At 68.0% G+C, this 14,551-nt stretch carries 13 protein-coding genes and 2 tRNA genes; 5 read left to right on the top strand and 10 right to left on the bottom strand.

The features are described from left to right. Window positions 1-130 precede the first annotated feature (130 nt). On the top strand, window positions 131-1,120 hold the full coding sequence (locus OG844_RS33105) for a hypothetical protein (protein ID WP_406395336.1): 990 nt from the start codon (window positions 131-133) through the stop codon (window positions 1,118-1,120). 62 nt (window positions 1,121-1,182) lie between these two features. On the opposite strand, the gene clpX is transcribed toward OG844_RS33105, so the two are convergent. The 5 genes from clpX to OG844_RS33080 form a co-directional block, all read right to left on the bottom strand. Further along, a complete protein-coding gene (gene clpX, locus OG844_RS33100) occupies window positions 1,183-2,484 on the bottom strand; it encodes an ATP-dependent Clp protease ATP-binding subunit ClpX (RefSeq protein ID WP_056785577.1) in 1,302 nt (433 codons plus the stop codon). Between the two features lie 156 nt (window positions 2,485-2,640). Continuing rightward, entirely contained in the window at window positions 2,641-3,324 is a 684-nt protein-coding gene (locus tag OG844_RS33095) for an ATP-dependent Clp protease proteolytic subunit (protein ID WP_351179963.1), read from the bottom strand. 86 nt (window positions 3,325-3,410) lie between these two features. After that, a complete protein-coding gene (locus OG844_RS33090; RefSeq protein ID WP_164494208.1) occupies window positions 3,411-4,016 on the bottom strand; it encodes an ATP-dependent Clp protease proteolytic subunit in 606 nt (201 codons plus the stop codon). A 279-nt stretch (window positions 4,017-4,295) separates the two neighbouring features. Then, a complete protein-coding gene (tig, locus tag OG844_RS33085; RefSeq protein ID WP_406395334.1) occupies window positions 4,296-5,687 on the bottom strand; it encodes a trigger factor in 1,392 nt (463 codons plus the stop codon). A gap of 163 nt (window positions 5,688-5,850) precedes the next feature. After that, window positions 5,851-5,927: transfer RNA gene (locus OG844_RS33080), tRNA-Pro, on the bottom strand. Window positions 5,928-6,085: 158 nt separating this feature from the next. On the opposite strand from OG844_RS33080, the gene OG844_RS33075 reads away from it, so the two are divergent. Then, window positions 6,086-6,159, top strand: a tRNA-Gly gene (locus OG844_RS33075). Between the two features lie 55 nt (window positions 6,160-6,214). On the opposite strand, the gene OG844_RS33070 is transcribed toward OG844_RS33075, so the two are convergent. Further along, on the bottom strand, window positions 6,215-6,409 hold the full coding sequence (locus OG844_RS33070) for a hypothetical protein (RefSeq protein ID WP_329211088.1): 195 nt from the start codon (window positions 6,407-6,409) through the stop codon (window positions 6,215-6,217). Window positions 6,410-6,890: 481 nt separating this feature from the next. On the opposite strand from OG844_RS33070, the gene OG844_RS33065 reads away from it, so the two are divergent. Next, window positions 6,891-8,069 carry an acyltransferase family protein gene (locus OG844_RS33065; protein ID WP_406395332.1) on the top strand — a complete coding sequence of 393 codons (1,179 nt, stop codon included), beginning with the start codon at window positions 6,891-6,893 and terminating at the stop codon, window positions 8,067-8,069. A gap of 70 nt (window positions 8,070-8,139) precedes the next feature. On the opposite strand, the gene OG844_RS33060 is transcribed toward OG844_RS33065, so the two are convergent. Continuing rightward, the gene (locus OG844_RS33060; protein WP_406395330.1) at window positions 8,140-8,640 is read right to left on the bottom strand and encodes an HD domain-containing protein; all 501 of its coding nucleotides are present in this window, start codon (window positions 8,638-8,640) and stop codon (window positions 8,140-8,142) included. Window positions 8,641-8,789: 149 nt separating this feature from the next. On the opposite strand from OG844_RS33060, the gene OG844_RS33055 reads away from it, so the two are divergent. Then, window positions 8,790-10,040: a cation:proton antiporter gene (locus tag OG844_RS33055; protein ID WP_406395329.1), complete on the top strand. Its 1,251-nt coding sequence runs from the start codon at window positions 8,790-8,792 to the stop codon at window positions 10,038-10,040. Window positions 10,041-10,091: 51 nt separating this feature from the next. Here the strand turns inward: OG844_RS33055 and OG844_RS33050 are convergent, their stop codons facing one another. From OG844_RS33050 to OG844_RS33040, 3 genes are all read right to left on the bottom strand, one after another. Then, window positions 10,092-11,237, bottom strand: a complete 1,146-nt coding sequence (locus tag OG844_RS33050) for a PP2C family protein-serine/threonine phosphatase (RefSeq protein WP_406395328.1) — start codon at window positions 11,235-11,237, stop codon at window positions 10,092-10,094. A gap of 122 nt (window positions 11,238-11,359) precedes the next feature. Then, window positions 11,360-12,271 carry an Fpg/Nei family DNA glycosylase gene (locus OG844_RS33045; RefSeq protein ID WP_406395326.1) on the bottom strand — a complete coding sequence of 304 codons (912 nt, stop codon included), beginning with the start codon at window positions 12,269-12,271 and terminating at the stop codon, window positions 11,360-11,362. A 75-nt stretch (window positions 12,272-12,346) separates the two neighbouring features. After that, on the bottom strand, window positions 12,347-12,835 hold the full coding sequence (locus OG844_RS33040) for a ribose-5-phosphate isomerase (RefSeq protein ID WP_406395325.1): 489 nt from the start codon (window positions 12,833-12,835) through the stop codon (window positions 12,347-12,349). A 249-nt stretch (window positions 12,836-13,084) separates the two neighbouring features. On the opposite strand from OG844_RS33040, the gene OG844_RS33035 reads away from it, so the two are divergent. Continuing rightward, window positions 13,085-14,524, top strand: coding sequence for an amino acid permease (locus OG844_RS33035; RefSeq protein ID WP_406395324.1), 1,440 nt, complete (start codon window positions 13,085-13,087; stop codon window positions 14,522-14,524). The last annotated feature ends 27 nt before the right edge of the window (window positions 14,525-14,551 follow it).

Genomic DNA, 14,551 nt, shown 5'->3' with positions numbered 1-14,551 from the left:
AGTTTAGGGCCGTCACAGTCGTGCACTGAAACGGGATAGTTCAGTAACGGTGTGCAGCCCGGTGCCCCATGTCACGGCCCCATCCGCCAGGATGTTCGGAACGCATAAGCATTCTGGAGGGGACAGCCCAATGAGCTACAACCAGCCGGGCCCGTACGGCGGTCAGCCGCCGCAGGGCCAGCCCGGACCCTACGGCCAGCAGCCGGGCCCGTACGGCGGCCAGCCGCCGCAGGGCCCGCCGCAGGGCCAGCCCGGTTACGGCTACCCGCAGCAGGCCCCCCAGGGTGTCCCGCCGCAGCAGCCCCCGCAGGGCTACGGCTACCCGCAGGGCCAGCAGCCGGGCCCGTACGGCCAGCAGCCGCCCACGCCCCCGTACGGCGGCCAGCAGGCGTACCCCGGCGGGCCTCCGCAGCCGGGCGCCCCGAAGAAGAAGACCGGTCTGATCATCGGCGGCGCCGTCGTGGCGCTGGCGGTCATCGCGGGCGGGGTGTACTTCCTCACGTCGGGCGGCTCCAGCAACAGCGATGTCTCGGACTCCACCAAGGGCTACAAGCTGACACCGGCCGCCTCGGTGGACGACTACAAGCAGGACACCGGCGAGGCGACCCCCTCGAAGCCCGTGACGGGCAAGGACAAGGCCGAGGCCGAAGCCATGGGGATCAAGAACGCCAACCAGGTGAGCGCCCAGTACATGAGCGGCGGCAAGGAGAACCCGCTCGCCATGAAGTCACTCATGCTCATGGGCTTCTGGGGAGAGGTCACCGACCCGGCGGCCGTGGTGGACAACGCCTTCAAGAACGCCGAGCTGGAGATGGCGAAGGGCGAGGACAACGAGGACGTCTCGCTCGTCGGCAGCCCCGAGGCCGTCAAGCCCGAGGGCTTCGAGGGCGCGCTGATGAAGTGCCAGAGCCTCAAGACGGTCAACGAGGAAGCTGACGGCTCGGTGGAGAAGGGCCCGAAGGAAATCACGACGCCCGTGTGCGTGTGGACCGACTACAGCACGGTCGGCATCGTCGTCGGCATCGACGTCGGCGCGATGATGACCAACAAGTCCATGCCGCAGGCGGACGTGGCGGCCCTCGCCGCCAAGCTCTACAACACCTCGCGAACCAAGATCTGACCCAACGCCGAAGGGGCGCCCGGCCTGTGGCCGGGCGCCCCTTCGCGTACGTATCGCTGCCGCTACGCGGACTTCTCGTGGCGGCCGCCGTCGTCGTTCTTGCCGATCGTGCGCGGCTCGCGCGGGACCAGCGTCGGGTTGACGTTGTTGCGGACCACGTCCGGGGTGATGACCACGCGGGCCACGTCCTTGCGGGACGGGACCTCGTACATCACGGACTGGAGGACTTCCTCCATGATCGCGCGCAGACCACGTGCGCCCGTCTGGCGCAGGATCGCCTGGTCGGCGATGGCCTCCAGCGCCTCACGCTCGAAGTCCAGCTCCACACCGTCGAGTTCGAACAGCCTTTGGTACTGCTTCACCAGGGCGTTACGCGGCTCGACCAGGATCTGGAGCAGCGCCTCGCGGTCCAGGTTGTGGACCGAGGTCAGTACGGGGAGGCGGCCGATGAACTCGGGGATCATCCCGAACTTCACCAGGTCCTCCGGCATGACCTCCTGGAACTGGTCGCTCGCCTGGATCTCCAGCTTCGAGCGGATCGTCGCGCCGAAGCCGATGCCCTTGGCGCCGGCGCGCGACTCGATGATCTTCTCCAGACCGGAGAAGGCACCGCCCACGATGAACAGCACGTTCGTCGTGTCGATCTGGATGAACTCCTGGTGCGGGTGCTTCCGGCCGCCCTGCGGCGGTACGGAGGCCGTGGTGCCCTCCAGGATCTTCAGCAGGGCCTGCTGGACGCCCTCGCCGGAGACATCGCGGGTGATCGACGGGTTCTCGCTCTTGCGGGCGACCTTGTCGATCTCGTCGATGTAGATGATCCCGGTCTCGGCCTTCTTGACGTCGTAGTCCGCGGCCTGGATCAGCTTCAGCAGGATGTTCTCGACGTCCTCGCCGACGTAGCCGGCCTCCGTCAGCGCCGTCGCGTCGGCGATGGCGAACGGGACGTTGAGCATGCGGGCCAGCGTCTGCGCGAGGAGCGTCTTGCCGGAGCCCGTGGGGCCCAGCAGCAGGATGTTGGACTTGGCGAGCTCGATGGCGTCGTCACGATTCGCGCCGCCGCCGTTCTCACCGGCCTGGACCCGCTTGTAGTGGTTGTACACCGCGACCGAGAGGGCCTTCTTCGCGGGCTCCTGCCCGACGACGTACCCCTCGAGGAACTCGTAGATCTCGCGCGGTTTGGGGAGCTCCTCCCACCGCACCTCGGAGGTCTCCGCGAGCTCCTCCTCGATGATCTCGTTGCAGAGATCGATGCACTCGTCGCAGATGTACACACCGGGTCCTGCGATGAGCTTCTTCACCTGCTTCTGGCTCTTTCCACAGAACGAGCACTTGAGCAGGTCGCCGCCATCACCGATGCGTGCCACGAGGTGCTTCCCCTTCGCCTGGGAGCAGCCTGGTTCAGCGGCTCCTGGTGCCTCTATCCGACGGTACCTTGCCTGGCCCCCCGTTCGGGCCCCCCTTGGCACGGTTCACACGGCCGTGGCCGTGCTGGTGGAATGTGCCAAGGGGAAAGACCGACGTCAGACGGCCGCGCCGGCTGTGGTCTTGCGGGTGGAGACGATCTGGTCCACCAGACCGTACGCGAGTGCGTCGTCGGCGGTGAGGATCTTGTCGCGCTCGATGTCCTCGCTGATCTTCTCCAGCGGGGTGGTGGAGTGCTTGGCCAGCATCTCCTCGAGCTGGGTGCGCATCCGCAGGATCTCGTTGGCCGCGATCTCCAGGTCGGAGAGCTGCTCACGGCCGGTCTGCGAGGACGGCTGGTGGATCAGCACACGGGCGTGCGGGAGCGCCATGCGCTTGCCCGGGGTGCCCGCGGCGAGCAGGACGGCGGCGGCGGAGGCCGCCTGGCCCATGCAGACCGTCTGGATGTCCGGCTTCACGAACTGCATCGTGTCGTAGATCGCGGTGAGCGCGGTGAACGAGCCGCCGGGGCTGTTGATGTAGATCGAGATGTCGCGGTCCGGGTCCATCGACTCCAGGCACAGCAGCTGCGCCATGACGTCGTTGGCCGAGGCGTCGTCGATCTGCACACCGAGGAAGATCACACGCTCCTCGAAGAGCTTCGCGTACGGGTCGTACTCACGCACACCCTGCGAGGTGCGCTCCACGAAGCGCGGGACGACGTAGCGGTTGTCCACCTGCGGGCCGGTGTAGAGGCCGCTCGCGGAGGCGCCGGGGAAGTTGTTCATGTGGGTGTTCACCATCCTGGTGGCGTTCATGTGGGCTGGGAGTCTCGGCGTACGAGTGGCGTACGAGAGGGTGCGACGTGGTGCCTGTCCGGGGGGCCGGATCAGGCGCCGGTGCCGCCGCCGCCCGGGATGCCCGACGCGACCGTGATGATCTCGTCGATGAGGCCGTAGTCCTTGGCCTCCTCCGCCGTGTACCAGCGGTCGCGGTCGCCGTCGCGGATGATCGTTTCCACGGTCTGGCCGGAGTGATGGGCGGTGATCTCCGCCATCCGCGTCTTCGTGCGGAGCAGGTACTGGGCCTGGATCTTGATGTCCGAGGCGGTACCGCCGATGCCGGCCGAGCCCTGGTGCATGAGGATGTCGGTGTTCGGGAGCGCGAAGCGCTTGCCCGCCGTACCACCGGTGAGCAGGAACTGGCCCATCGAGGCCGCCATGCCCATACCGATGGTGACCACGTCGTTCGGGATGTACTGCATGGTGTCGTAGACCGCCATGCCCGCCGTCACCGAGCCGCCGGGGCTGTTGATGTAGAGGTAGATGTCCTTGTCCGGGTCTGCGGCAAGGAGCAGAAGCTGTGCGGTGATCTTGTTGGCGATGTCATCGTCGACCTGCTGACCGAGGAAGATGATGCGTTCGCCGAGCAGTCGGCTGTAGACCTGGTCACCGAGGCCTCCACCGAGGGACGGCTCTCCGGCGGCGTAGGGCATCAGATTCGTCACGTATCCACCTGCTCGTCTCTGACGGCTCCGGCCGTCTCAGCGTCTTCGTACCGGGTGGGCCGGGACTGAACCCGACCCTTCCTCTTCATGGACCCTAACGCGCAGGTGGGACAACGCCATCCCGCTTCCCCAACTGTTCGCTGGGAGCGCAAGGTCAGCAGTCCGCACAAGGGTTCTGGGGGTGTGGACCGATACGCCGACGGGCCCCGGACGTGGTACGTCCGGAGCCCGTCGTGTACGGATCAGAAAAGCCGATCAGCGCGAGGATCAGGCCTCGGTCTTCTCGTCGGCGGCGACCGCGTCAGCGGTGCCCTCGACGGCCTCGACCGTCTCGACGGCCTCTTCCTCGTCGTCCTCGAGCTCGACGACCTCACCGTTGGTGTCGACGACCTTGGCGGCCTCGACGACCACCGCGAGCGCCTTGCCGCGGGCGACCTCGCCGACGAGCATCGGCACCTGGCCGCCTTCGACGACGGCCTGGGCGAACTGGTCGGGGCTCATGCCGGAGGAAGCAGCGCGCCGCATGAGGTGCTCGGTGAGCTCCTCCTGGTTGACGTTCAGCTTCTCCTTGTTGACGAGCTCGTCCAGGATGAACTGGGTCTTGATGCCCTTGATGGCCTGCTCGGAGGTCTCGGCCTCGAACTCCTCGAGCGTCTTGCCCTGGATCTCCAGGTACTTCTCGAGGTCGAGACCCATCTGGCCGAGCTGGTGGTGCTCGAGGTTGTGCTTGCGGGTCTGGACCTCGTCCGCGAGAAGCTTCTCGGGGATCGGGACCTCGGCCAGCTTCAGCAGCTCGTCGAGGACGCGCTCCTGGGCCTGGGTGGCCTGGTCGTACTGCTTGGTGTTCTCGAGGCGCTTGCGGCTGTCCTCGCGGAGCTCGGCGAGCGTGTCGAACTCGCTCGCCATCTGCGCGAAGTCATCATCCAGCTCGGGCAGTTCGCGGGAGGCGACGGTGGTGACCTTGACGGTGACCTCCGCTTCCTTGCCCTCGGCGGAGCCGCCCTTCAGCTCGGAGGTGAAGGTGGCCTCGCCACCGGCCTCCAGGCCGGTCACGGCCTCGTCGATGCCCTCGAGGAGCTCGCCGGAACCGATGGTGTACGAGACACCGGCGGCCACGCCGTCCTCCAGGACCTCTCCGTCGACCTTGGCCTCCAGGTCGATCGTGACGACGTCGCCCTCGGCGGCCGCGCGCTCGACCGGGTTGGTCGAGGCGAAGCGCTCGCGGAGCTGCTCCACGGCCTTGTCGACGTCCTCGTCGGTGACCTCGAGTGCGTCCACGGTGACCTCGATGCCGGAGTAGTCCGGAATCTCGATCTCGGGACGGACATCCACCTCGGCGGTGAAGGCCAGCAGCTCGCCGTCCTTCAGTTCGGTGATGTCAACCTCGGGCTGGCCCAGAACATTGAGCTCACCCTCGTTGACAGCCTCGGTGTAGAACTTCGGAAGGGCGTCGTTGACGGCCTCCTCCAGCACAGCACCACGGCCGAACCGCTGGTCGATGACGCGGTTGGGGATCTTGCCCTTACGGAAGCCCTTCACCGTGACCTGCTGGTTGATCTTCTTGTACGCCGCGTCGAGGCTGTCCTTGAGCTCCTCGAAGGGCACCTCAATGCTGAGCCGAACCCGGGTCGGGTTCAGGGTCTCCACGGCGCTCTTCACGGTTCGGTCTCCTTGGTGGCTGACTTCTTGGGGTTCTGCTGGGCCGCCGAGAGGCGGCTTCGCGGATCGAGCCCGGTACATCAGACACACGGGCACGCAATTTGCATAGTAACGGCAAGCGGGATGACTCCCACAACGCGATCTTGCCTGGAGATCTTGCTGGTGGTCGGGGTGGCCGGATTCGAACCGACGACCTTCCGCTCCCAAAGCGGACGCGCTACCAAGCTGCGCCACACCCCGTCGGTGCGACACGTAGGGTACATGCCCACAAGCAGTGCGCAGCACGCTTTTCGAAGGCGGTCACGGACGGTCACACCGATACGGGTGTGCGCGCACCTTCCCCGACCCGCTACGATGCTTTTCGTGCCGCGGTCCACAGGACCTGCGGTGCACCGCTTGCGGGCGTAGCTCAATGGTAGAGCCCTAGTCTTCCAAACTAGCTACGCGGGTTCGATTCCCGTCGCCCGCTCCATGCCAGGGCCCGGTCCGACGGTTACTCGTCGGACCGGGCTCTTTGCGTGCGTGGATCAGAAGCTGATCTGGTTGATCGTCTCGGCTATCGAGTTCATGAATCTGTTGATCGACGGCGCCATGCCCGTCGATGCCAGGAAGAAGCCGAAGAGCACGGCCACGACCGCCGGCCCGCCCTTGATGGACCCGCCGCGGATCAGCACCACCAGGATGATCCCCAGCATCAGCACCACAGACAGTGAAATGGCCACGACTGATCACACCCTTGGTCGGTCCGCCTTGCCGGCCCGGAGGGTGTGCAGCCCAGCACACCTCCGTTGACTCCATCGTGCCACCAACTCCCCTGTGGTTGCTGCCAGGTGACGGATGGCACTGTCCGGATCGCGCCATCCTCACGCCCGCGCGCACCCCGGGGCGGATCGGTGCACGGGGCGCCCGGAGCAGGCACGCCGGGGCGCAGCCGGAAATCCGCGCGCCGACTGCGCGCGAGGCAGTTCGAATATCGGCCACTGTGATCGTTTCCATACCCCCACACTTCATTCACAGCATTTTGCCGTGTGTGCGTGCGACGAAATTCACTCTCCCCGACTACGCGACGATACGCCCCGTTTAAGCGGGATTAACCGCCTCATAGCGGGTGGTTTTCGGTGGTTTCATTTTCGGACGAGCGGGAAAACGCGAAATCTCTTGAGGGTTTCACGCATGGCAATCAACAGGTCTAAGGTGCTTTAGATGTTCCAAGCTCCGAGCGAATTCAAGAGGGCCCCGATCCCCCCGGAGACCCGGGAATCGGAGCCCAGACACGAGCGCGTGACGTCAACGGCCGTCAGGACTCCCCCGGTGTCCGCCCCGGCCCGCTCCGCAGCCCCCGCGGCCTCCGGGGGCCCCGCTCCGGCCAAGCAGCGCGATGCCTACTTCGACAATGTGAAGTACCTCGCGATCGTGCTCGTCGCGGTGGCCCACGCCTGGGAACCGGTGATGGACGGCAGCCGCGCCGCACGCGCCCTGTACATGGTCGTGTACACGTTCCACATGCCGGCCTTCATCCTCATCTCCGGCTACTTCTCACGGTCGTTCGACATGAGCCCCGCCAAGGTGAAGCGTCTGGTCACCGGGGTGGCCGTGCCCTATGTCCTTTTCGAGACGGCGTACTCACTGTTCAAGCGGTACGCGGGCGGCGGTTCGGAGGACGTCCCGGTCACCCTGCTCGACCCCCTGTTCCTCACCTGGTTCCTGATCGCCCTGTTCATCTGGCGGGTCACCACGCCGCTGTGGCAGTCACTGCGCCACCCGCTGCCCGTCGCCCTCACGATCGCCGTGCTCGCGTCGGTGACTCCGGGCATCGGTGACGATCTCGATCTGCAGCGTGTCCTGCAGCTCCTGCCGTTCTTCGTGCTGGGTCTCCTGTTGAAGCCTGAGCACTTCCAGCTGGTCCGGCGGCGTGAGGTGCGGCTGCTCGCCCTGCCTCTGTTCGCCGGGGCCCTGCTGTTCGCCTACTGGGCGGCGCCGCGCATGCAGCTCGGCTGGTTCTACCGGAGCAGTGCCGCACAGGAACTGGGCGCACCGTGGTGGTCGGGGGCCGTGATGTCCCTGGCGATGTTCGGGTGCGCGCTCGTCCTCACGATCGGCTTCCTGGCCTGGGTGCCGCGCCGTCACATGTGGTTCACCGTGCTGGGAGCCGGGACGATCTGCGGCTATCTGCTGCACGGCTTCCTCGTGAAGGGCGCCGGATACTTCGGCCTGTTCGACCGGTACGAGTGGCTCACCGGGCCTGCCGGCCTGATGGTCGTCTCCGTGGTCGCGGCTGCCGCCGTCACCCTGATGTGCACTCCCCCGGTCCGGCGCGTACTGCGGTTCGCCACCGAGCCGGATCTGCATTGGGCTTTCCGCCGGAAGGCCGCCAAGCGCTGAGCCCGTCCGGCCCGGACAGGTTCCGGCCGTCGCATGGTCCGGCCCCGGACCGGCGCCGGCCGGTCCGGGATCAGCCCGCTGCGGGGTTGGCCGGATCCGGCCGGTCGGTGGGCAATTCGCCGCCGGGGAGCCCCAACAGCCCACGTACCTGCGCATATTTCGCCGTCAGCCGGGTACGGGTCGCCGGATCCAGGACCGCGAGGCGGTCCGGATCGGCGTTGTGCGCCAGGTCCGACTCCTTGATCAGCAGCGCGCCGGGCGTGGCGAGAATCCGCCCGGTGTACGCGGAGAGGTCCTCGCCGTCCCGCTTGGTGACGGCGAGGACCATTTCTTTGACCTGCCGCGGGAGCGGGGCCTCGTCCAGCCACTGCCGGGACAGCGCGTCGTCCTCGACGGCGTCGTGCAACCAGGCGGCGGCGATCTGCTCGTCGCTCCCGCCCCGGATCCGTACGCCCTCGGCCACCGCGGCGAGGTGCTCGGCGTAGGGGCGCCCCGCCTTGTCCGTCTGGGTGCGATGGGCCTCGCGAGCTGTGAACTCGACCTCGGCCAGGGTCAGATACGGGGTCGGCATGCGCCCGACTGTACGCCTCGGGGCCGGAGTTCGACAGGTTCATAGTTGCAGCGTCAATCGTTCGGTAAACTAATTACTGACGATTTCTTGACGCTCTCTTGACCTAACGAAGGATCAGGCTCATCGGACACGCAGACACGCTCATCGCCATGGGCGGCGCCTTCCTGGCCGCCGCCGTCCTCGCCCGCGTCGGCGGCCGGATCGGACTGCCGACCATTCCCCTGTTCATCCTGGCCGGGATCCTGCTCGGCCCGCACACACCGGGTGTCGTCCTCGTCGACGACCCCCACGAGCTGGAGATGCTCTCCGCGCTGGGCCTGGTGCTGCTGCTCTTCTACCTGGGCCTGGAGTTCCACCTCGACGACCTCAGGGCGGGCGGGCGCAAGATGGCGCTCGCCGGCGGCACGTACCTCGTACTGAACGTCGGTGCCGGGCTCGGCTTCGGCTTCGTGCTGGGCTGGGGCACGTCCGAGGCGCTCGTCCTCGCCGGCGTGCTCGGGATCTCGTCCTCGGCGATCGTCACCAAGGTCCTGGTGGACCTCGGACGCATCGGCAACGCCGAGACCAAACCGATCCTGGGCATCATCGTCGTCGAGGACGTCTTCCTCGCCCTCTACCTCGCCGCGCTCCAGCCCATCCTCTCCGGCGCGGACAGCCTCTCCGCCGCGGCCCGCGACGGGGGCAAGGCGTTCGGCTTCCTGCTGCTCCTCGCACTGGCCGCGCGCTTCGGGACCAAAGTCGTCTCCCGGCTCTTCGACACCAAGGACGACGAACTCCTCGTCATCTCCTTCCTCGGCGCCGCCGTCCTCGTCGCAGGCGTCTCCGAGTGGTTCGGGGTGGCCGACGCGATCGGCGCGTTCATGGTCGGCCTGATGCTCGGCAGCACCACGTCGGGCCCGCGCATCCTCAAGCTCGTCCATCCGTTGCGGGATGCCTTCGGCGCCATCTTCTTCTTCGCGTTCGGCCTCTCGATCGACCCGGGCGACCTGCCGAGCGTCGTGTGGCCGGTGCTCGCCGCGGTCGCGGTGACCATGGCGATGAACGTGGTCGCGGGAGTGGCGGCCGCCAGGATCTACACCTTCGGCCCCCGGGCCACCGCGAACATCTCGACCACACTGCTGGCCCGCGGCGAGTTCGCCCTGATTCTCGCGACCATGGCGGCGGGCGCGGGGCTGGACGAACGGCTCCCCCCGTTCATCGCCGGTTATGTGCTCCTGCTCGCGGTCCTGGCGCCGCTGGCGGCCGGCCGCTCGGACCGGCTGGCCCGCTTCCTGCCCGGAGGACCGGCGAAGGACCAGGAGACCGAGAAGACCGCGGTGCCGGTCCGACCGCCGCTCACGGGTACGGGGAGCCGCCTCTCCGTACCCGTACCTCGCCCCCGGAGATCCACGTCCGAGTGAAGGCGGGTGGCCACATTGACGGTTGTACCTTTTCGGACGCTTTCGTACGGTTCAGGCGCGGCGGGACAGAAGCAACAGCGCACGGTCGTCGTTGACGTCCTTCGCGCATGCCTCGATGAGGTGCCAGGCCGCGCCCTCGAAGCCCGTGGCGACATAGCGGTCGGCCTCGCCTGTCAGCCGGTCGATGCCTTCGGCCAGGTCCCGGTCGGAGGCCTCCACCAGTCCGTCGGTGAAGAGCATCAGCACATCGCCGGGCGCCAACGAGCCCTTCACCGCGTCGAACTGGGCTCCGTCGTACACGCCCAGCAGCGGCCCCTCCGCAGCCTTCTCCTCCCACCTGCCACTGCCCGCGTGCAGTTGCAGGGCCGGCGGGTGGCCGGCGGACAGGAGTTCGTAGTCGCCCGACTCCAGATCCAGGACGAGATGGATCGACGTGGCGAAGCCCTCGTCCCAGTCCTGGCGCAGGAGGTAGCCGTTGGCCGCGGGCAGGAAGCCGTGCGGGGGCAGTGAGCCGAGAAGGCCACCGAAGGCGCCGGACAGCAGCAGGGCCCGGGAGCCCGCGTCCATGCCCTTGCCGGACACGTCCGTGAGGACCGCTTCGAGGGTGCGCCCGCCGTTGGTACGGGCCGCGACGACGAAGTCGCCGGAGAAGGACTGGCCGCCGGCCGGGCGCAGCGCCATCTCGCGGTGCCAGCCCTGGGGCAGCAGGGGCAGGGCGCTCTGGACCCGGATCCTCTCGCGGAGGTCGAAGAGCATCGTGCCGCCGCGCCTCCACGGCACTCCGACTCTCGCCCGGAACTGGGCGAGGACCAGCCCGAAGAAGCCGCAGGCGGCGACGACCAGGACGGTGCCCGGAGTGACCCCGGCCGGTTCCTTCATGTACGGGCCGAGGCTGAGCGACTCCACGATGAGGGCGGCGGCCGCGGCCGCGTACAGGCTCAGCAGGCTGGCCGGCCGGAGCAGCAGACCGCCGGCGACGATGGGCAGGGCCAGTGCGGCAGGTGAGAACCACACGGGGTTCAGCAGAGTGGCGCAGGTGATCGCCGGAATGATGAGCAGGAGGCCGACGAGTGCTATCCAGTCGGAGCCGTCACCGCGGAAGTAGTCGACGCCGGACTTGCGCAGCGCGATGCGCACCCGGTGGACCGATCTTCGCCACCGGGCCGGGTACGCGTCTACTCCTCTGCGACGGGCCATTGCCGGGACCCTATCCACCCGACAGCCTCCGGTGCAGGGGGACCCCTGTGACAATGCGTTCGAAATCGGGCCGACCCGGTCCGGGGCGCGCACTCCGGAAGCGCTCCGGAGCCGCTTTGTCCTCAGTCGCGGGACGGTCCGGATGCGGTCGTGCCCGGACCGGATGCACCCTTCTGGCAGGACGGGCACCAGAAGAGGTTGCGGGCCGCGAGGTCCGCGGTGCGGATTCCGGTGCCGCAGATGTGGCAGGCCTGCCGGGCCCGCCGGTAGACGTAGACCTCGCCGCCGTGGTCGTCGACGCGCGGTGGGCGGCCCATCGCCTCGGGCAGGTGCTCGGGGCGGACCGTGTCGATCCGGTTGTTCCGTACGCCCTCGCGCATCAGCTCGCCGAGGTCGGACCAGATCGCGTCCCACTCCCTGCGCGTGAGGTCCTTGCCGAGGCGGTACGGGTCGATGCCGTGCCGGAACAGGACCTCGGCGCGGTAGACGTTGCCGACGCCCGCGACGACCTTCTGGTCCATCAGCAGGGCGGCGACGGTGACGCGGCTCCGGGAGATCCGCTGCCAGGCCCGCTCGCCGTCCTCACCGGTGCGCAGCGGGTCCGGGCCGAGCCGGTCGTGTATCGCCCGCTTCTCGGGTTCGGTGATCAGCGCGCACGTGGTGGGGCCGCGCAGGTCGGCGTAGTGGGCGTCGTTGACCAGGCGGAGCCGGACCGTACCGGTGGGCGGCGGCGCAGGAGTCGTACCGAAGCCGAGCTTGCCGAAGAGGCCGAGGTGGATATGGACCCAGCCGGGCCCGTCGAAGCTCCGCCTGTCGGAGTTCTGCCCGTCGGAGCCGTGACCGTCGGAGCCGTGACCGTCGAAGCCCAGGAAGAGGTGCTTCCCGTGCGCGTCCACGCCGGTGAGGGTCCGGCCGTCCAGCAGCGCCGCGCTGTCGGAGAACGTGCCCTGCGGGCTGCTCACCCGCACCGGACCGCCCTCGAACCGCTCACGGTGGTCCGCAGCGAGGCGGTGGATCGTATGCCCCTCGGGCACGGGGGATCTCCTCGGTGACACGACTGTGCCGCCGGGTACGGGACCCGGCGGCACAGTGGAGCGGGTGCGGGCCGTTCAGCCCTGCTGCGGGTGGTGGGCCGGGATCGGGGGGAGCTCGCCGGTCACCTCGTACGCCGACAGCATCTCGATGCGGCGGGTGTGCCGCTCCTCGCCCGAGTACGGGGTGCCCAGGAAGATCTCGACGAACTTCGTGGACTCCTCCGTCGTGTGCATCCGGCCGCCGATGGCCACCACGTTGGCGTCGTTGTGCTCACGGCCGAGCGCGGCGGTCTGCTCGCTCCAGGCGAGTGCGGCGCGGACGCCCTTGACCTTGTTGGCGGCGATCTGTTCGCCGTTCCCGGAGCCGCCGATGACGATGCCGAGGCTGCCCTTGTCCGCTGCGGTCCGCTCGGCGGCACGCAGGCAGAACGGCGGGTAGTCGTCCTGGGCGTCATAGAGGTGGGGACCACAGTCGACGGCCTCGTGGCCCTGGGCCGTGAGCCACTCGACGAGGTGGTTCTTGAGTTCGTAGCCGGCATGGTCGGAGCCGAGGTACACGCGCATGGTGCGAAGTGTGGCACGGACCGGGCGGGGTAGCCGTCAGCGGGGTCGGGACCCATCTGGCGGTCCGGGGCCCGGGTACGGCCTCGGGACCTGTGTGCAATGCCACTCGGGCAACGATCCGGTCAACGATCCGGAAGAGGGGGTTCCCCTTCCGGTGTCATTCGGGCTTGAATGCGTGGCCTTGCCTTCGCACCACCCCCGCCGAGGCAGGACCGACACACGCGATCAGAAAACGTAAGGATTCGATCCATGACGTCGCAGACGACTCTGGTTGAGCCGGGCCAACAGCCCGACAGGCCGGACAAGCCGGACAGCACGGACGGGCTTCAGGCCGGTCTCAAGAACCGTCATCTCTCGATGATCGCCATCGGTGGCGTGATCGGCGCGGGCCTCTTCGTAGGCTCCGGTGCCGGTATCGCCGCCGCCGGACCGGCCATTCTCCTGTCGTACGCGCTCGTCGGCCTGATGGTCGTCTTCGTCATGCGGATGCTCGGCGAGATGGCCGTCGCCCGGCCCAGCTCCGGCTCGTTCTCCGCCTATGCGGACCAAGCCCTGGGCCGCTGGGCGGGCTTCTCGATCGGCTGGCTGTACTGGTTCTTCTGGGTCGTGGTGCTCGCCGTCGAGGCCACGGCGGGTGCCAAGATCCTGGAGAGCTGGATCCCCGGCGTTCCGCAGTGGGCCTGGGCCCTGATCGTCATGGTGGTACTCACCGCGACCAACCTGGTGTCCGTCGGCTCGTACGGTGAGTTCGAGTTCTGGTTCGCCGGGATCAAGGTCGTGGCGATCGGCGCCTTCGTCGTCGTCGGCATGCTCGCCGTCTTCGGCCTGCTGCCGGGCTCGGACAGCTCCGGGTCGGGTCTCGCCCACCTCACCGACACCGGCGGGTTCTTCCCCGAAGGGCCGGGCGCCATCCTCACGGGTGTGCTGATGGTCGTCTTCTCCTTCATGGGCAGCGAGATCGTGACCCTGGCCGCCGGTGAGTCGGAGGACCCACAGCGCGCCGTCTCCAAGGCCACCAACAGCGTGATCTGGCGTATCGCCATCTTCTACCTGGGCTCGATCTTCATCGTCCTGACGCTGCTGCCGTGGAACGACCCGTCGATCGTCAAGGACGGCTCGTACGTCGCCGCGCTGAACGCCATCGGCATTCCGCACGCCGGCCAGGTCATGGACGTCATCGTGCTGACGGCCGTGCTGTCCTGCCTCAACTCCGGCCTCTACACGGCCTCGCGGATGGCCTTCTCGCTCGGCCGGCGCGGCGATGCCCCGAAGGCCTTCGCCCGCGTGAACAAGCGGGGTGTTCCGCAGGCGGCGATCCTCTCGTCCGTCGTGTTCGGTTTCGTGGCCGTCTTCTTCAACTACCAGTGGCCCGACACGGTGTTCCAGTTCCTGCTGAACTCCTCGGGTGCCATCGCCCTGTTCGTCTGGCTGGTGATCTGCTTCACCCAGCTGCGGATGCGCGGCATCATCCTGCGCGAGTCGCCGGAGAAGCTCGTCGTACGGATGTGGCTCTTCCCGTATCTGACCTGGGCGACGATCGCGATGATCTCGTTCGTCCTCGTCTACATGCTGACCGACGACGCCGGGCGTGAGCAGGTGCTGCTGTCGCTGCTGGTCGCGGCGCTGGTCGTGGCCGTCTCGCTGGTACGCGAGGCGCGCGGCCGCAAGGCGGCGGCCCCGGTCGAGTAGTCGGCACGGACACCTGACGGCCGGTGT

The organism is Streptomyces sp. NBC_00887, assembly GCF_045207585.1.
This window is presented reverse-complemented; position numbering and strand designations above follow the sequence as displayed.